Origin of the sequence: Acinetobacter lwoffii (genome assembly GCF_015602705.1) — a bacterium.
GTDB lineage: Bacteria > Pseudomonadota > Gammaproteobacteria > Pseudomonadales > Moraxellaceae > Acinetobacter > Acinetobacter lwoffii_E.
The window spans coordinates 824,914-841,432 of record NZ_CP059081.1 but is presented as its reverse complement, the minus strand read 5'-3'; the positions used below and the strand labels follow the sequence as shown (position 1 = coordinate 841,432).

Sequence of the window (16,519 nt, the reverse complement as noted above, 5' to 3'; positions counted from 1 at the left end):
CAGACTGGTCGCAAGTCTGGTTCATTTAACTTAAATAGGATGTCTATCATGGCAAACTTCGTATTAAACGCAGCAGCACGTGAAGAAGCAGTTCAAGGGAAAGGTGCGAGCCGCCGCCTTCGTCTTCAAGCTAAAGTTCCTGCAATCATCTACGGTGGTGAAGCTGCTCCTGTAGCAATTACTGTTGAGCTTCGTCAGCTTGTTAAATTCTTAGAAAACAATTCATTCTTTGAAGAAGTTATCGAAATTGATGTAGACGGTAAAGTTGAAAGCGTGAAAATCCAAGCGTTACAACGTCACCCAGCTAAAAACACACCAATGCACGCTGACTTCAAACGCGCATAAGTGTTAATGGTGTAATTAGTGTCAAATATTTCACTGATTGTTGGTTTGGGTAACCCAGGTTCTGAGTATGCCCAAACCCGCCATAATGCAGGCTTCTGGTTCGTAGAACGCCTTGCAGAGCAATATGGCATTGTCCTCAAAAAAGACCCAAAATTCAACGGATTTAGCGGTCGTGGCAATATCGAAGGTCAAGACGTCCGTCTTCTTCTACCGACAACCTTTATGAACCTTTCCGGTAAAAGTGTTGTTCCTTTCGCCAAATTCTACAATATTGCACCTGAATCGATCCTGATTGCCCATGATGAACTGGATATGAATCCTGGTGTCATTCGCCTGAAAACTGGCGGTGGTCACGGTGGTCATAATGGTCTACGCGATATCGTGCCGCATATTGGTTCAAACTTCCATCGCCTGCGTATTGGAATTGGCCATCCTGGTGCCAAAGACCGTGTTTCCGGTCATGTGCTCAGTAAAGCACCTAGCAGCGAACAGAATTTAATGGATGATGCAATTTCCCATGCGCTCGCCCGCACAAAAATGCTGGTGAATGGTGAAGTACAGCAAGCCATGAATCAAATCAACGCATATAAGCCGAACTAAACATTCAAAAATTGCTGGACAATTCCGCTTGCCAGAAAGTTTATTTAAGCGCAAAATGCGTTTGCTCGATTGTTCACCATACAGCAAGCAAGATTGATTTAACCAAATGATCAAACTCTTAGGTCAACTCAGGGGACGCTAGCCATGCTATCTCGTTTATTAAAATGCAAAATTCACCGCGCTCACGTTACACATGCAGAACTACACTATGAAGGTTCATGTGCAATTGATGGCGTTTTGATGGATTTGGCTGGCATTCGTGAATACGAAGAAATTCATGTGTGGAACGTGACCAATGGTAAACGTTTTGCAACTTATGCAATTCGTGGCGAAGACAATTCAGGCATCATTTCAGTCAATGGTGGCGCTGCGCATCAAGCCGATGTAGGCGATATCGTGATTATTGCAACCTTTGGCGATTTCACTGAAGCTGAAGCGAATGCCCATCAGCCTCGCTTGGTTTATGCTAACCCAAATAATACAGTCAGCCACACCGCCAACTGTATTCCGGTACAAGTCGCATAATCTGATCAGACCAGATACCCAAAAGCTCGCACATTGCGGGCTTTTTTAATACCGGAATATTGACCTATTTAACTGCCCTCTCGCCAGCTTTTAGAGCTTTCACAGTTTAAGGGTTTTAATTGTTGATCCAGCAAATCAAATAACAAGGCCTTGCCATTTTCCTTCACTTTCAGCTCTGCAAATTTGGCGTTACGATAACAAGGCTCCAGACCCTCGGGGAACATGAAACTGTTAGCAGCAGGATACAAAGCCTCAAAAGTATTGCGTGGGTTTTTCAGCATTAATCGGGCTACACGTTCCGATTGATTGAGTGCACTTCGATCAAAACTGGTTTTAATAACTCTGCGCTGCTGATCCAGCTGCACATAACTCATTACATGTGATTGATTTTTAAAATCTTCAATCTTTATGTCAGAAACAGGCTGTTCGGAACCATTCCCCGCTGCCACTGCGCTAAAATGCAGATCATAGTTCAGTACCATATAATCCCCTTGCAGGATCGAACGCGGATCGACTGGTGCCAACTCGACGAAAATGGACTGGCTGTTCACTAAATGATGTTCATGTTTCAGGATCAATCCCACAAAGAGCAGAATACTGAATCCGGCCAGAATCAGAGGAAGAAACTTTTTCATGCAGTTTCCTCCTGACCAGGTCTAATCCTTACCTGCTTTAAGCCATAGACCATGCACCAAACCATAAGACCTGAGATGAAAATCGTTAGGCTCTTTACCAGGAAACTCAGCCCCAGATTGTAATACAGCATCCATAACCAGAAGATCAGCAATAAAATCGACAGAGCTTGCATCAGTCGTTGCTGATAGACTACAGCCCAGGCCATGAGCAGCATAATGATAAAAATTTCAAAATAGCCCAGCAGGATCAGTAATAAACCCAGAACCGGAATTAACCAGAGCCATTTTTCAGAAAATTGTTGCCAGTTTTGCCAAATAAAACTGAACAACAATAAGCTCGGAAGAATATAAAATAACAGGACTTGGTCAAAGCTGATCTGTCCAATGCTGTGCCAGTGCTCTAATCCGGTCACCGCCTGAACCACCGCTGAACCTGTCAGCATGGCAATCATCCAGAGAAAGATACTTTTCTGATAATGCGAAGATTGCCAATAACGCGCTGTTAGGAATATTCCGATGAAAATGACATAGTTCAAGCTGAGTATGATACTGATCACCATGTCATCATGTTTAAAAGAATTCTCTAAGACCAGAACCACGATTGCTAATGCATGCGTCATCAGCAGCTGTAGGGTCAAAATAGACCAGTGCATCCGTTTGATGGTAGTAAGCCCCAGCATTAATAATTGCAGCAGCCAGACTACAACCATACTGTCGGTCAGCAGTTCTGTATGAATTAAAACTGCTGCCTGACCACAGATCCACAAGCAATAGGCAAACTGGTGCATAAAAACTGAAGCCTGCTGACCCAGCAGTTTCCAGGCGATGCCTATAAAAATGATCCCCATTAAAATCGAAAATGCTTCCCAGTAAGTCAGTAACAGGACTGCAAGAATAATCCCCGAAATCCAGGCACCGAGTGCCAGAGGAATCACAGAAAATTTGGTTTGTGGAAAAATTCTATTTAAAGCAAAACTAATTAAGGCAAACCAGCCAAAAATCAGCACAGCTAGCACAAATAGTCCAGTAGCTGAATTGGTCAGTTGATTTTCAACCAGTTCAAATACCCATAAGCTCACACTGGCAGCCAAACCTGCAATGAGAAGAATGGCTTCTAGCGCCTGATGTTTCCTATAAAAATAAAATGCGGCACCTGTCGGTAAAACAACTGAAGAAGTTAAATAGATCAGCTTAGAGTGATGAATAAACTGCATCATGCTGCTGATCGAAATCACGATCACAAATGCGATAAACAGAAAACGTAGCAGCGCGTAATAGCGCATGGCATACGCAAAGCTAAGTGCTGTCAGCAAATTTAGACCGAGCAAATACAACCCTTCTGCTCTTCCCATCCAGAAGCTCTGTTTAAAATACAGATACAACGTCAGCTGGCTCACTACGCAAAGCATGACAAAAATGCCAATATTGGAGCGATAGAGCCATGGTAAGAGCAAGGCTGACCAGAGCAAAAATAACAGATAACTATCTGCGCCAGTTTGATAAATCTGCCCAATCATTGCCAGACTTAAACCCAGCATGAGACCAGATACTGTATCCAGACTCTGTCTCACCCATTCCTGCTGGTCGAAGTAAATACTTGCTGTTGCACTACAGAGTAAAATCAGCATCGGGATTGCCAGCTGAACCGGATCCGGCAGCATCCACCAGTTCGCTGCCATTAAATACAGCAAACTGACCGTGATGAGTGCCAAGCCCAAGATTTTTAAATAACGTAGTACTTCTACATTGCAGAACAGCAAGGGCGAAAATTGATTATTTCGGATCAGCTCAGTTTTATGCATTGTTAGAATGATTGAAGGATTTCTAATCTTCCTCACACCATAGCATGTTTCCAGTATTTTGCTAAAAACCTGGGTAATTCAGATTATCTGTTTTGTTTATCTAAAATTCTGCAAATTACTTTCCATTTCAACCATCCCATCTTTTTAAAATCAGGACTATAATGTTCTTACATCGCTTCAGGGCGGGGTGTGATTCCCCACCGGTGGTAATTTCAGCTTTTTATAATTAGGCTTGAATTAGCCCACGAGCGGTCAATTTCGATTGATCTGCAGATCTGGTGCAAATCCAGAGCCGACGGTATAGTCCGGATGAAAGAAGACGAAAGCAGCACCAAGGCTGTATGCCGTGCATACACCTGTTTTTGCTATAAGCCTATTTTCACTCAGTCCTGAAATGTTCAATCATATTTTTAGTTTAGGTGAGCATTTCAATGTCAAGTTTGATTCAACCCGAAATTTTCTTTTCTGCTTTAGCCCCTGCTGAACAACGTATCCTTCAGGCACTCGAAGATCTCCGCCAAGGCAAACCTGTCTTGGTCATGGATGATTTTGACCGTGAAAATGAAGCCGATCTGATTGTGGCAGCTGAAACTTTAACTATAGAAACCATGGCGCGTATGATTCGTGATGGTTCCGGCATCGTTTGCTTATGTCTGACTGATGAGCTGGCAAACCATTTAGAGTTACCACCAATGGTACAAGATAACTCTAGCCAGTTTAAAACTGCCTTTACTGTAAGTATTGAAGCAGTAGAGGGTGTAACAACCGGTGTTTCTGCCAAAGACCGCACGACTACAATTAAAACAGCGATTAAAGACGGCGCAGTTGCCAGTGATCTGAATCGTCCTGGTCATGTATTCCCATTACGCGCCCGTGAAGGTGGTGTCTTAACCCGGCGTGGTCATACTGAAGGTACTATTGACCTTGCGCGTCTGGCTGGTTTAAAACCTGCCGGCGTGTTGTGTGAACTGACTAATCCGGATGGCAGCATGGCTTCTGGTATTCAAGTTCTCTCGTATGCACAGACGCATCAACTGAGCCTAATTACCATTGATGAACTGGTACAGTACCGCCAGCAACACAATATATAAGTCTATTTAAAAAGAAAATCCCGGCATTTGGTCCGGGATTTTTTGTGTCGTATATATTGATTGAATTAACTGAAGATGGAATAAATCCCATACAGTGCAACCATTAACAAGATCAAGCCACATAGCCCAAGTAAATGCGGATAAAGCTGAGACCGAGATAATCGCTGAAAACCCAGATACACCAGTGACAGGGTGAGAAAATCCAGAACAATCCAGCTAATTGTCAGAATCACCAAGCTTAAATCGAGGTTTGGGCTAATGCCTATAAATTGCGGAAAAAAGGCGGCAAAGAAAATAATATCCTTGGGATTAGAAATACCTACCAGAAAACCGGTACGAAAGCCACCCTGTAAGGGCTGCAGGTTTTGTGGTCCAGTTGATCCCTGCCCTTGCCAGACTTCCCTGAAAATCTGAATTCCCAGCCAGGCAATATACAAACAGCCAAGTAGCTTAATGCCATTCAGCCAATTTTCGTTAACAACCAGAAGACCTTTTAGACTGAGAATGGATAAACCAATCAGAACCAGTGAGGCAAAGTTAGTCCCGAAAATAGTCTGCAAGGCATGCTTATAGCCGCCTTTGAGCCCAGCACTAGCGACCAGTAACATTACTGGTCCGGGCGTCGCGATCATGATTACTACGGCCAGACAATACAGCAGATATTCGGTAATATTCACCCCATTCCTCCTTGTCTAATATAGTCAGCATAAAAAAAGAGGACCTACTCGTCCTCTTCTTCCATCTGGATCAGATGCTGACTCATCCCATCAGCACGCAAGAATGCCAGATCATAACTGGCTTTTGCCAATGCCAATACTCGACGTTCAAATTCATCCCAAATTGGACGTACTTGTTTGTAATGAATGCCTAGGCCACTCTCATCAGTCAAATGCCGGTTTTTTTCACACAATTTTAATGCATGGTAGAGCTTACGCCCTTTACTGGCATCATCACGCAACCGCACCCGTTTCGACAGCACAAAGGCCTGCACTTTGACAAGATCGGCATGCGGTAACAGCGGCACCAGAATCTGATCCAGCTGTGCATCCAGGCGTTGCCACACAGCTCGATGCTGCTCGGCACTATACGCATTCCAGTGAATCACTTCATGATTAAAACGGCGGCAACCACGACATACCGCATCACCAAATACGGTCGAACAACGCCCTGCACATGGGGTTAAAGACGCAATACGACGATCTGAACTCAAAACACACTCCAAAGATACTGCAACTTTCAGTATCTGCATCACTGCACAAAATCCTGGGTCGGGCATGACTATACACGCTCTCTCCCATGAATTGAAGCCTGTTAAAAGACTTGCGTTTTACTCGCTTATTCACTCGAATCAAGCTAAAATATGCGCCTTTCAAATTATCATGCTACGTTGGAGTATTCCATGAACGCTACTGTAGAACAGCTTGCACCTGTAGAACAGCAAGCGACGACTGGTTGGGTTGTTGCCGCACTTTATCAATTCAAAGAAGTTCAAGATCCTGCCGATCTTCAGCAACGTCTTTTGGACCTGGTAAAATCCATCAACCTTTGCGGTACTCTAATTGTGGCAGGTGAAGGCATTAACGGTACGGTTGCAGGCGACCGTGCATCGATTGATCAAATTCACCAGTTCCTTCTAAATGAAGGTTTTAACGAAATGGAATACAAAGAATCTGACAGTTCTGAAAAGCCATTCCGTAAGATGAAAATTAAATTAAAAAAAGAAATCGTGACTTTAGGCGTGGAAGTAAAACCGCGTGATTTAGTCGGTCACTATCTTGATCCAAAAGAATGGAACGAACTGATTGCACGTGATGACGTGATTCTGGTCGATACACGTAACGATTACGAATACAAAGCCGGCACTTTCAAAGGCGCAATTGACCCGAAAACTGAAAGCTTCCGCGAATTCCCTGAATACGTGAAAAATAATCTGGAACAGCACAAAGACAAGAAGATTGCGATGTTCTGTACAGGTGGTATTCGTTGTGAAAAATCAACCTCTTTACTTCTTCAAGAAGGCTTCACTGAAGTTTATCACCTGAAAGGCGGTATTTTGAAATACCTGGAAGAAACCCCGGCTGAAGAAAGCATGTGGGAAGGTGAATGCTTCGTGTTTGATGGTCGTACTGCCGTAACGCACGGTGTTGAAGAAGGCCAAAACACCAAGTGTCATGCGTGTGGCTGGCCTTTACTTCCAGAAGAAGTTGCCCTCCCAAGTTATGAACATGGTGTCTCTTGTGTGTACTGTATTGACAAAACCTCGGAGAAACAAAAAGAAGGTTTCCGTATGCGTCAATCACAAATTTTAGCAGCAAAACGCAAACGCCTCTAATTTGGCCTTTTGTAATGAAATATATAAAAACCCTCTTCGGAGGGTTTTTTGTTTACATAAAAATCACAACAGTAATAAAACTCTTACCAATTCCTTACCAAGAACCTCATTTTTTTCCAAACAAGATTGTTAGTCTAATGATACGGTGATTTACAAGCTAAGTCTTTCATTATTAACTGAAATTTTTACTTGAAAAGGAATATAAAATGGCAGGCTCACTTGCTCGAGATTCAGACAATCTGGTTCAATTTCAACCAAAAGAAAATATAAAGCTGCAACGACTTCATCAAATTTCTGAAGAGCTTGAACAGCAGTCACATCTGTTCGTCGTTATCTTGGGAACCGTTATTGGCGCAATCTTGGCGCTGTTCATTGGTTACCATATCAATACCAGCATCATGCATTTTATCCTGCTGAGTATTCTGCCGATCTGTTTGGCCTATTTCTTACGTAAAGTTTATATTTATACCCTGACACATAGCTGATTCTGTCTGATCATTTATATTCCAAGACTTTACCGCACAAAAAATACTGCTTAGGATACAGGCAGTATTTTTTATTTTGCCAATCATATGAATCTGACCGAATGGATTATTTCCGTCATGGAGCAACTGGGCTACTGGGGCATTGCCCTGCTTATGTTCCTAGACAATGTCTTCCCGCCAATTCCTTCCGAAATTATTATGCCTTCCGCGGGCTATTCAGCCTCTCAGGGCGAGTTAATACTCGTCGGGGTAATCATGTCCGGCTGTATCGGCTCCCTGCTGGCAGCCGCCTTGCTGTACTGGATTGGCTATAAATTTAACCATGATTCTATTTTTAAATTTGTCGATCGTTATGGCAAATATTTATTTATTAAATCAGAAGATGTAAAAAAATCATTGAGTTGGTTTGAGCATTATGGTCACCGGATTGTGTTCTTTGGCCGCATGATTCCTGCCGTCCGCTCGCTGATCAGCATTCCTGCCGGCATGAGTCATATGCCCTTCTGGAAATTCATGTTCTATAGCGCACTTGGAACCATCATCTGGACCACATTTCTGGCCTGTGTCGGATTTTATTTTGGCGAAAACCAGCAGTTGATGCAGCAAATTTTTAGTAAAGTCAGTTATGTGATTATTGCCATTGTTGCGGTAATTATTATCTGGATTTTCTACCGTAGACAGCAGCGTAAAAATCGTCCATCCTGAGGAAGATCCCTTAAGGAGATTAAAACGATGTCGCATTATCTTAAATATTTTGCCACCGTTTATCTGACCTTGGTTCTATTGGTAGGCATATTCATCTATGTATTCAATCTGGGCGCCATTCTGCTGATTCCTGCCCTGATTGCTTCTGCCTTTCTCAGTGCCCGATACTTTGTTAAGAAAGAACTTCGTTTGCCGACTCAGCAAGAGAAAAGCAAACTGGTCTGGGGCTCCACTATTATTGCCATGACATTCGGGTTTATCTTTTTAGTTGTGGTCATCTGGATGAACCCGCAGACAGATGAGATTTATAGAACCATCACCTATACAGGAAGAGGAACAAATTCATTCCTGGTAGCTGCAAGCATTGCCTTACATGCCTTGCTGTTTCATATCGCCTACAATGCTTATGCACGCTATAGTCTGACGAAGCGTACAGGCTTGGAAAGAAAATAGGGTCGAGTAGATCTCAAAGATGCAAAAAGGCCAAAGCTAAAAAAAGCACCCTGCGGTCATTGCTGTCCCACAATTTTTCACAAGAGGAAGCTCATTTGAGCTTCCTCTTGTTTTATGGGTATTTTATCGGGTGAAAATAAAGCTTTTAAAGTTCTTCTTTCAAACAAATTCACTTGAATTATTCTGAGTAAACGTTGAACTGTCCAACCTGTTTTCCCTAAATGTTGAGCGAAACTCACCAATAAATAGGCGATCATCGCAATCCAGATTTGTGTCTGAATTGCGTTCCTGCTGCGGCCTAGAAACGCTTTTAATTTGAGATTCTGCTTAATCGCCTTAAAGAACAGCTCAACTTTCCAACGATCTTTATAAATCGCCGCAATGGTGGAGGCGGCTAAATGAAAGTTATTGCTGAGAAAGCTAAAGTGCTTGCCACTTTGCTGATCTCTATATTCAATTCTTCTTAACACTGGGGCTTTTCTTTTTAGGGCATGTGCGCTATTCAGCTGAATGGTTTCATCTTTTAGAATACCTTTGGATTCAAGCACTGGATGTTGCCGGATCACCTGATACACAGATTTAGGCCTAAAACGTGTGACAAATCCAATGTTTTGAGCAGTCAGATTTGCATACCATTGGTAATCGACATAGCCTTTATCAAAAACTACAATGCTGCCAGCAGGAAACTGGAATTTGCGGCCTTGTACCATGTCATTTTCTTTGCCATTTTCAACTGCAACAAACTCAGGAATATCATTGCTGTGATTCAATCCTATGCTGAGTTTCATGCTGGCTTTTGAGTCGTGAACTTTGGCCCATTCACATAAGGAAAGCGACAGGTCAATATGACTGGCATCCAAGGAATACAAGGGATTCTTAAAGCGAAATTTATGAGCTACTTTCGAGTGTTCATAGTATTTAAGCAACTTGTAAAATAGCTGTTGATACAAGGCAGCAGGCTGCTGCTCATTGATTCGTGCCAGCGTGCTTCGGGGAATAGACTTTGCTCCGAGATGACTTAGCTTTTCCTGTTGGCACTCCAAATTGGATTGAATATCTCTCAGACTTTGCCTACAAGAGAATTGAGACATCAATATGGCAATAAACTGATCCCACCGGGAAGCCGCTCTAAATTTCTGTCCAACATGGTGTACTTTAGCAAGTTGTTCAAAATCCTGTCGCACAACAGGTTTAATTAGCTCATGAAATACGGTATTCTGATGTGACAAAACCTGAATCCTGGTCGTTAAAGTGTTTGTTTGCACTCATATTTTAACTGTTAGGACTCAGGTTTTTTTATTTAAAGCAAACTATGGGACAGCAGTGCCCTGCGGTGCTTTTTTTATGAATTATTCTGGAGTGTGATACATCAGATACAATTCATTTAAGTTTTCTGGAATTTCTTCTGCAAGTTCATCCATTAACTGACCATTGCGACGGAAAGTTTCCATTTGTGGATCTTCATCATCAATGCCGCTGAAGACCATGATTGGCAGGGTTAAATCCACCAGTTGTTCTTCAAATTCTTCAGTAAACCAAGCGTCTTCGTTTAGGAACATGGCGTCTACAAAGCCCACACTCCAGTCACCCAAGCTTGATTCAGTATCTGCTTCTTCAATTTCAAACGGGAACGTAATCCCTTCTTCATTGGCTAAGCTTTGACGAATAGACTCTAACCATGCTTGCACCTGAGTGATGATTTCTGCAGGCACTTTCTTTTGATTACTATCAAAAAGTTCGTCTAACCATTTGTCGAATTTTGGGCCTACTGCAATAGCACATAAGAAACCATGGGTTGCCGCGAAATCTAGACCATGTTCATTTTGGTCACCATCTAGATATTCACTCAACAGGTCTAAATCTAAAGCACTCATCTAACATCCAAACTTAGAAAACCGAAAGGTTTAGCATAGCATTTATTCAGGCTATGCTAAATCCGAATTCGTTAATCTTCGTCGTCAAAATCGTCATCATCGTCGAAGTCATAGTCAAAATCTTTGAGTTCGCGCTCTAAACGACGTTGGGTCAGCAGATCATCGATCAGACGACGTTTTTCCAACGACTCTTTAGCACTGAGCTTGCTAGAAGCCTCATCGAAATTAACATCATCTTCACCGAAGTTATCATCTAGTTCAAAATCTGTAGAAGACACTAAAACTTCCTCATGAGTGAAAAATGTAAAAGGATTTAAGCGCTATTTATCGTGCCTAAAATAACAAGTCAAGTTTTATTTGGATTTTCGTATTTTTAATTTGTAATTAGGGGTTTTTTCTGTCTCAATTGTGTGCCATGATATAATCCACCCTGCGTCCTTATGTTTTTTGATTCTCCTTTTTTGAGTCATAAACAGACACGCATGGGATGAACTTGAAAACAACAAATTCACCCCCATCTTAAATTACTGAATTTCATTTTAAATATTTTATCAGACAGCTTTAATGCTGAATTCACTGATGAAATATGTAGGCTATTCACTAAATTTAACGAGCTTAAATCGTGCAGCATTGTACGGTTTTTTACTGCCACAGATTCAACGAAGAGTAAGCAAAAGATGAGCGATATGACTTCCCCTACTTCTCAAGTAGCGGCTCTGATTAGCCGAGGCAAAGAACAAGGTTATTTAACCTTCGCTGAGGTTAACGATCATCTGCCGGACTCCATCACAGAAAGCGAGCAGATTGAAGACATCATTCAGATGCTGAATGACGTTGGTATTCCGGTACATGATCGCGCGCCTGAATCTGATGATACGATGTTCGAAGATACTGCAGAAGCGGCGGATGAAGTTGCAGAAGAAGAAGCTGCAGCCGTACTTGCCTCGGTAGAAAACGAGCCAGGTCGTACCACTGACCCTGTACGTATGTATATGCGTGAGATGGGTACAGTAGAACTTCTGACTCGTGAAGGCGAAATCAGCATCGCAAAACGCATCGAAGAAGGTATTCGTGATGTTTTGCACTCGATTGCTTACTGGCCGAATGCGGTAGAAGTGGTACTGCAAGAATACAAAGATTATGAAGCGGGTGAACGCCGTCTTGCTGACCTTTTATCAGGTTATTTAGATCCTGAATCAGATGAAGAAATTCCTGAAGTTCTAGAAGAAGAAGCGGTTCTTGCTGAAGATGAGACTGACTCGAAAAAATCGACCAAAGATGTAAAACTGGACGATGATGAAGAGGAAGAAGAAGCAGATTCTGATGATGAATCAGAAGCAGATTCTGGTCCAGATCCTGAAATTGCTAAAGCGCGTTTTACTGAATTGGAAAATGCGTGGCTGAATACCAAAGCAACTATTGAAAAACATGGTCGTGACAGCAAACAGGCTGAAGAAGCTTTGCAGGCACTTGCAACTGTATTCATGATGTTCAAATTTACCCCGCGTCTATTTGATATCATTTCTGAAATGATTCGTGGTACCCATGATCAAATTCGTGGTGCAGAACGTGAAGTGATGCGTTATGCAGTACGTCGTGGCCGTATGGATCGCACCCAGTTCCGTACCAGCTTCCCGGGCCAAGAATCGAATCCAGCCTGGTTAGATGAGCAGATCGCAAAAACACCTGCAGACCAGAAAGCTTATCTGGAAAAAGTACGTCCAGACGTATTGGCCTTCCAGCAAAAAATTGCCGATATCGAGAAAGAGCTTGGCCTTGATGTAAAAGGCATTAAAGACATTGCCAAACGTATGGCCGTCGGTGAAGCCAAAGCACGTCGTGCCAAGAAAGAAATGGTTGAAGCGAACTTGCGTCTGGTCATTTCGATTGCGAAGAAATATACCAACCGTGGCTTGCAATTCCTGGATCTGATTCAGGAAGGTAACATCGGTCTGATGAAAGCCGTAGACAAGTTTGAATACCGTCGTGGTTATAAATTCTCGACTTATGCGACCTGGTGGATTCGTCAGGCGATTACCCGTTCGATCGCGGATCAGGCACGTACCATTCGTATTCCGGTACACATGATTGAAACGATCAACAAGATCAACCGTGTATCTCGTCAGCTTCTACAGGAAATGGGTCGTGAACCGACTCCTGAAGAACTGGGCGAACGTCTGGAAATGGACGAAGTTAAAGTACGTAAAGTACTGAAAATCGCCAAAGAACCAATTTCGATGGAAACACCGATCGGTGATGATGAAGATTCGCATCTGGGTGACTTCATTGAAGACAGCAACATCACTTCACCAATTGATGCGGCAACGTCTGAAGGCCTGAAAGAAGCGACACGTGAAGTTCTGGAAAACCTGACTGAACGTGAAGCCAAAGTCCTAAAAATGCGTTTTGGTATCGACATGCCGACTGACCATACTTTGGAAGAGGTGGGCAAACAGTTTGACGTAACACGTGAACGTATTCGTCAGATTGAAGCGAAAGCGCTGCGTAAACTTCGCCATCCATCGCGTTCAGAACACTTACGTTCATTCCTTGAGAATGATTAAGATTTGATGCTTATTCTGGAGACTTGAAATTTGATCATCAGTCTCCATTTAAGTGGCCAAGACAGACCCAAACGCCTGCATGATTGCAGGCGTTTCAAATCAGGGGGACTACCATGTTAGACCGTACACCATCTCGTGAACTTCAAGAACATCTTTGGGTTTTCCCTATGGATTATCCGATTAAACTGATTGGCCTTGCGGGTGACGAATTACGCCACGCTGTCATCGAGATTTTTTTAAAACATTTTCCAGATTTTGAAGGTGATAGCGTAAGTATTACGCCATCGCGTACTGGCAAATATCATTCCATTACCGCACAACTGCGCTTTCTGGAACTGGAGCAGGTGCATGCTGTGTATGCAGATTTAGCCGCCTGCCCGCTGATTAAAACGGCACTCTAATCGAAAATGAAAAAGACACGCTTCCGGGCGTGTTTTTTTATGCTCATTAAAAGCTGAGCTAACGCTTAAATATTGCAGATCTCGCCCCTATTTCATGCCGAAATCATTATAATTATGACCAGTTTTTTATAATTACCAAGGACACTTCCTGTGACTGATGTGCTGCAAAAGCCCGAGCTGATCATTCGTCAATATCACGACCTCACACTTTATGAAGATCGTTTTCTGGAAATGAAAACATTTACGGAAACCCGTGATGAACATAGCCCGGATCAATTGTGGATTTTGCAACATCAGGATGTACTGACTCAAGGTCAGGCAGGCAAACCGGAACATATTTTAATACCAAGCAATATTCCGGTGATTCAGACCGATCGTGGTGGTCAGGTGACCTGGCATGGTCCCGGTCAATTGGTGGCTTACTTCATGTTTGACCTGAATCGTCTGGGCTGGAATGTGCGCACCCTGGTGTCTTATGCTGAAAACCTGATGATTGATTTGCTAAAAAAATATGGCATTGATGCCTATGCCAAACCGGATGCACCTGGTGTATATGTGGCTGAACGTAAAATCGGCTCACTCGGTTTTAAAATTCGCAAAGGCCGTAGCTACCATGGTCTGTCCCTAAATCTGGATTGTGATCTGAGCGGATTCAACACCATCAATCCTTGTGGCTATGCAGGACTGGAAATGGTACGCATGAGTGACCTGCTCGAACAACCACCCCAGTTTAGCCAGTTGTGCACTGAAATTATTGAAACTTTGCGCCACAGCGGGTACTTTAAGCAAATAACTGTCGAGCAAAGATAAAGCCTTTGCATTTCAACCCCAAATAAATTAGAGTATTTACTCTAAACTAATAATATTGAGATAGGGATCATCACGTGATTGCGACTAAATCCGTAAAACCCGCTTTGCAGCTTGCCTATGTCAAACTCATGATGGATGTGATTGGCCGAGGTCTGGTCATGGCAAGTCAGGTGGATGAAGAAATCAAACAGGAAGTGGCCCACTTTCCAGAAAATTTTACTCTTTCCATGAAAGTCTTTCCGCATGGCCCAGCCTTTGTGGCGCGGGTCACTGAGGACAAACAACTGGAACTGGTCAAAAATCTGGAAAAAGCACCTGATTTGATCATTACCTTTAAACATCTGCATCATGCCTTTTTGGTGTTTTCTTTTCAGGAAAGCACCTCACAGGCTTTTGCCCATGACCGCATGATTGCTGATGGCGATATTTCCAATGCCATTCGTCTGGTACGCTGCCTGAATAAAATGGAAGCACTGATTTTGCCGAAAATGGTGGCACAACTGGCAGTGAAAGAATATCCAAGCAATCTGAGCCTAAAAGAAAAACTAAGCGAAGCGAGCAGCATTTATCTGAAAATCGCTCAATCCTATTTGAAACGGAGTGTATAACATGGCTAAACCTTATTATGAATTTTTCTGTCCGGTCAAAGTGATTGCCGGTCATGCCGCGTTAGAACATATTCCGTTTGAACTTGCGACTTTGGGGGCCAAACGTCCGCTGATCATTACCGACAAAGGTGTACGCGCCAACAATCTGCTGGCACCGATTGAAGCTGCATTTGAAATGGCGGATGCTGCAATTGTAGCGATTTTTGATGATGTACCACCCGACTCTAGCTTGGGTACAGTACGCAGTGCAGCAAAGCTGTATCGCGAAAATCATTGTGATGCGATCATTGCCGTGGGCGGTGGTTCAGTCATTGATACCTCTAAGGCAACCAATATTCTGGTCTCTGAAGGCGGTGATGACCTGCTGAAATATTCAGGTGCTCACAACCTGCCTAAACCGCTGAAACCGTTCTTTGTGATTCCAACCACGTCTGGTACAGGTTCAGAAGTGACCATGGTCGCTGTCGTGTCGGACACTGAAAAGAACGTCAAAATGCCGTTCGCCTCTTATTACCTGATGCCGCATGCTGCAATTCTGGATCCCCGCATGACCCAGACCTTGCCGCCGCATTTAACCGCCATGACCGCAATGGATGCTATGACCCATGCGGTTGAAGCTTATACCTGCATGGCAGCCAATCCAATTTCGGATGCTTATGCGACTGCAGCAGTCAAGAAGATCAGTACCCACCTATTTAATGTACTAGACAATCCTTCCGATGCACAAGGCCGTCTAGAACTGGCTCAGGCATCGACCATGGCGGGAATTGCATTTTCCAACTCGATGGTCGGCATTGTGCATTCACTGGGGCACTCATTGGGTGCAGTGGTACACCTGCCGCATGGTTTATGCATGAACTTATTCCTGCCTTATGTGCTGGAATACAACAAAGAGGTCAATGGCGATAAAATTGCAGATCTGCTCCTGCCTTTGGCGGGTGCCGATATTTATGCACAAACGCCAGCGCATCTACGTGCTGACAAAACCATTGCGACGATTCTGACCATGCGTGACCGGATTTACAGTCTGACCAAATTACCGCGTACATTACGTGAAACCGGTAAGATTTCTGAAGCCCAGCTCGATGAAGTGGCAGAGAAAGCCCTGAATGATGGTTCCATCATTTATAACCCGAAAGAAGCCACCCTGGAAGATTTAAAATCTATCTTAAAAAAGGCTTGGTAATTACTGAAAAATAAGCCAATATAGCCGAAATTCCAGCCTGATGTTTTTTTAAACATCAGGCTTTTATCTTGCATAAGAAAAAATTCGATTTCTATTTTTGAAT

The 16,519-nt window shown here is 43.2% G+C and carries 20 protein-coding genes and 1 riboswitch; of the genes, 13 read left to right on the top strand and 7 right to left on the bottom strand.

Annotated elements, in window-relative coordinates:
* Positions 1-48: 48 nt before the first annotated feature.
* The 3 genes from rplY to panD all read left to right on the top strand — a co-directional run bounded on the left by rplY (position 49) and on the right by panD (position 1,470).
* Positions 49-345: a 50S ribosomal protein L25 gene (gene rplY, locus H0S56_RS03990; protein ID WP_004645781.1), complete on the top strand. Its 297-nt coding sequence runs from the start codon at positions 49-51 to the stop codon at positions 343-345.
* Positions 346-363: 18 nt separating this feature from the next.
* On the top strand, positions 364-945 hold the full coding sequence (gene pth / locus H0S56_RS03985) for an aminoacyl-tRNA hydrolase (protein ID WP_195725714.1): 582 nt from the start codon (positions 364-366) through the stop codon (positions 943-945).
* 144 nt (positions 946-1,089) lie between these two features.
* Positions 1,090-1,470, top strand: coding sequence for an aspartate 1-decarboxylase (panD, locus tag H0S56_RS03980; RefSeq protein WP_004280606.1), 381 nt, complete (start codon positions 1,090-1,092; stop codon positions 1,468-1,470).
* A 68-nt stretch (positions 1,471-1,538) separates the two neighbouring features.
* Here panD and H0S56_RS03975 read toward each other — a convergent pair whose 3' ends face one another.
* Positions 1,539-2,105, bottom strand: coding sequence for a GDYXXLXY domain-containing protein (locus tag H0S56_RS03975; RefSeq protein ID WP_195725713.1), 567 nt, complete (start codon positions 2,103-2,105; stop codon positions 1,539-1,541).
* Positions 2,102-3,907: a DUF2157 domain-containing protein gene (locus tag H0S56_RS03970; RefSeq protein ID WP_121979627.1), complete on the bottom strand. Its 1,806-nt coding sequence runs from the start codon at positions 3,905-3,907 to the stop codon at positions 2,102-2,104. Before H0S56_RS03970 ends, H0S56_RS03975 begins: the two co-directional genes overlap by 4 nt.
* A gap of 170 nt (positions 3,908-4,077) precedes the next feature.
* A riboswitch (FMN riboswitch) is annotated at positions 4,078-4,232 on the top strand.
* Between the two features lie 106 nt (positions 4,233-4,338).
* Here H0S56_RS03970 and ribB point away from each other — a divergent pair.
* Positions 4,339-4,998 carry a 3,4-dihydroxy-2-butanone-4-phosphate synthase gene (gene ribB, locus H0S56_RS03965; protein ID WP_044108711.1) on the top strand — a complete coding sequence of 220 codons (660 nt, stop codon included), beginning with the start codon at positions 4,339-4,341 and terminating at the stop codon, positions 4,996-4,998.
* Positions 4,999-5,063: 65 nt separating this feature from the next.
* On the opposite strand, the gene H0S56_RS03960 is transcribed toward ribB, so the two are convergent.
* Both H0S56_RS03960 and H0S56_RS03955 read right to left on the bottom strand, forming a co-directional pair.
* The gene (locus H0S56_RS03960; protein ID WP_195725712.1) at positions 5,064-5,675 is read right to left on the bottom strand and encodes a LysE family translocator; all 612 of its coding nucleotides are present in this window, start codon (positions 5,673-5,675) and stop codon (positions 5,064-5,066) included.
* A gap of 44 nt (positions 5,676-5,719) precedes the next feature.
* Entirely contained in the window at positions 5,720-6,208 is a 489-nt protein-coding gene (locus tag H0S56_RS03955; protein WP_227554943.1) for a DUF1289 domain-containing protein, read from the bottom strand.
* A gap of 189 nt (positions 6,209-6,397) precedes the next feature.
* On the opposite strand from H0S56_RS03955, the gene trhO reads away from it, so the two are divergent.
* From trhO to H0S56_RS03935, 4 genes are all read left to right on the top strand, one after another.
* Entirely contained in the window at positions 6,398-7,330 is a 933-nt protein-coding gene (trhO, locus tag H0S56_RS03950) for an oxygen-dependent tRNA uridine(34) hydroxylase TrhO (protein ID WP_004645789.1), read from the top strand.
* A gap of 206 nt (positions 7,331-7,536) precedes the next feature.
* Complete coding sequence (locus H0S56_RS03945) at positions 7,537-7,815, top strand: hypothetical protein (RefSeq protein WP_004280617.1); 279 nt, start codon at positions 7,537-7,539, stop codon at positions 7,813-7,815.
* Between the two features lie 87 nt (positions 7,816-7,902).
* On the top strand, positions 7,903-8,520 hold the full coding sequence (locus H0S56_RS03940; RefSeq protein WP_180086320.1) for a DedA family protein: 618 nt from the start codon (positions 7,903-7,905) through the stop codon (positions 8,518-8,520).
* A gap of 27 nt (positions 8,521-8,547) precedes the next feature.
* A complete protein-coding gene (locus H0S56_RS03935) occupies positions 8,548-8,973 on the top strand; it encodes an ABZJ_00895 family protein (RefSeq protein WP_195725711.1) in 426 nt (141 codons plus the stop codon).
* Between the two features lie 77 nt (positions 8,974-9,050).
* Here the strand turns inward: H0S56_RS03935 and H0S56_RS03930 are convergent, their stop codons facing one another.
* From H0S56_RS03930 to H0S56_RS03920, 3 genes are all read right to left on the bottom strand, one after another.
* Positions 9,051-10,202 (bottom strand): IS4-like element ISAbe18 family transposase, encoded by a 1,152-nt coding sequence (locus H0S56_RS03930; RefSeq protein ID WP_195726034.1) that lies wholly within the window; start codon positions 10,200-10,202, stop codon positions 9,051-9,053.
* A gap of 120 nt (positions 10,203-10,322) precedes the next feature.
* A complete protein-coding gene (locus tag H0S56_RS03925; protein ID WP_004280621.1) occupies positions 10,323-10,847 on the bottom strand; it encodes a YecA/YgfB family protein in 525 nt (174 codons plus the stop codon).
* A 71-nt stretch (positions 10,848-10,918) separates the two neighbouring features.
* Entirely contained in the window at positions 10,919-11,125 is a 207-nt protein-coding gene (locus H0S56_RS03920) for a PA3496 family putative envelope integrity protein (RefSeq protein ID WP_004280622.1), read from the bottom strand.
* A gap of 399 nt (positions 11,126-11,524) precedes the next feature.
* Here H0S56_RS03920 and rpoD point away from each other — a divergent pair, with 399 nt between their 5' ends.
* The 5 genes from rpoD (at position 11,525) to H0S56_RS03895 (ending at position 16,416) form a co-directional block, all read left to right on the top strand.
* Positions 11,525-13,411 carry an RNA polymerase sigma factor RpoD gene (gene rpoD, locus H0S56_RS03915; RefSeq protein ID WP_004280624.1) on the top strand — a complete coding sequence of 629 codons (1,887 nt, stop codon included), beginning with the start codon at positions 11,525-11,527 and terminating at the stop codon, positions 13,409-13,411.
* 113 nt (positions 13,412-13,524) lie between these two features.
* Positions 13,525-13,812, top strand: coding sequence for a YbeD family protein (locus H0S56_RS03910; RefSeq protein WP_114541670.1), 288 nt, complete (start codon positions 13,525-13,527; stop codon positions 13,810-13,812).
* Positions 13,813-13,962: 150 nt separating this feature from the next.
* Positions 13,963-14,622, top strand: coding sequence for a lipoyl(octanoyl) transferase LipB (gene lipB / locus H0S56_RS03905; RefSeq protein ID WP_195725710.1), 660 nt, complete (start codon positions 13,963-13,965; stop codon positions 14,620-14,622).
* A gap of 74 nt (positions 14,623-14,696) precedes the next feature.
* A complete protein-coding gene (locus tag H0S56_RS03900) occupies positions 14,697-15,230 on the top strand; it encodes a hypothetical protein (protein ID WP_004645797.1) in 534 nt (177 codons plus the stop codon).
* A 1-nt stretch (position 15,231) separates the two neighbouring features.
* A complete protein-coding gene (locus tag H0S56_RS03895; protein ID WP_004280629.1) occupies positions 15,232-16,416 on the top strand; it encodes an iron-containing alcohol dehydrogenase in 1,185 nt (394 codons plus the stop codon).
* The last annotated feature ends 103 nt before the right edge of the window (positions 16,417-16,519 follow it).

Excerpts from the sequence above, each read along its gene's own strand:
- H0S56_RS03940 (WP_180086320.1), top strand. The coding sequence starts at position 7,903 with ATGAATCTGACCGAATGGATTATTTCCGTCATGGAGCAACTGGGCTAC.
- H0S56_RS03975 (WP_195725713.1), bottom strand. The coding sequence starts at position 2,105 with ATGAAAAAGTTTCTTCCTCTGATTCTGGCCGGATTCAGTATTCTGCTC.
- rplY (WP_004645781.1), top strand. The coding sequence starts at position 49 with ATGGCAAACTTCGTATTAAACGCAGCAGCACGTGAAGAAGCAGTTCAA.
- H0S56_RS03895 (WP_004280629.1), top strand. The coding sequence starts at position 15,232 with ATGGCTAAACCTTATTATGAATTTTTCTGTCCGGTCAAAGTGATTGCC.
- H0S56_RS03935 (WP_195725711.1), top strand. The coding sequence starts at position 8,548 with ATGTCGCATTATCTTAAATATTTTGCCACCGTTTATCTGACCTTGGTT.
- panD (WP_004280606.1), top strand. The coding sequence starts at position 1,090 with ATGCTATCTCGTTTATTAAAATGCAAAATTCACCGCGCTCACGTTACA.
- H0S56_RS03945 (WP_004280617.1), top strand. The coding sequence starts at position 7,537 with ATGGCAGGCTCACTTGCTCGAGATTCAGACAATCTGGTTCAATTTCAA.
- H0S56_RS03925 (WP_004280621.1), bottom strand. The coding sequence starts at position 10,847 with ATGAGTGCTTTAGATTTAGACCTGTTGAGTGAATATCTAGATGGTGAC.
- ribB (WP_044108711.1), top strand. The coding sequence starts at position 4,339 with ATGTCAAGTTTGATTCAACCCGAAATTTTCTTTTCTGCTTTAGCCCCT.
- H0S56_RS03910 (WP_114541670.1), top strand. The coding sequence starts at position 13,525 with ATGTTAGACCGTACACCATCTCGTGAACTTCAAGAACATCTTTGGGTT.
- H0S56_RS03970 (WP_121979627.1), bottom strand. The coding sequence starts at position 3,907 with ATGCATAAAACTGAGCTGATCCGAAATAATCAATTTTCGCCCTTGCTG.
- rpoD (WP_004280624.1), top strand. The coding sequence starts at position 11,525 with ATGAGCGATATGACTTCCCCTACTTCTCAAGTAGCGGCTCTGATTAGC.
- trhO (WP_004645789.1), top strand. The coding sequence starts at position 6,398 with ATGAACGCTACTGTAGAACAGCTTGCACCTGTAGAACAGCAAGCGACG.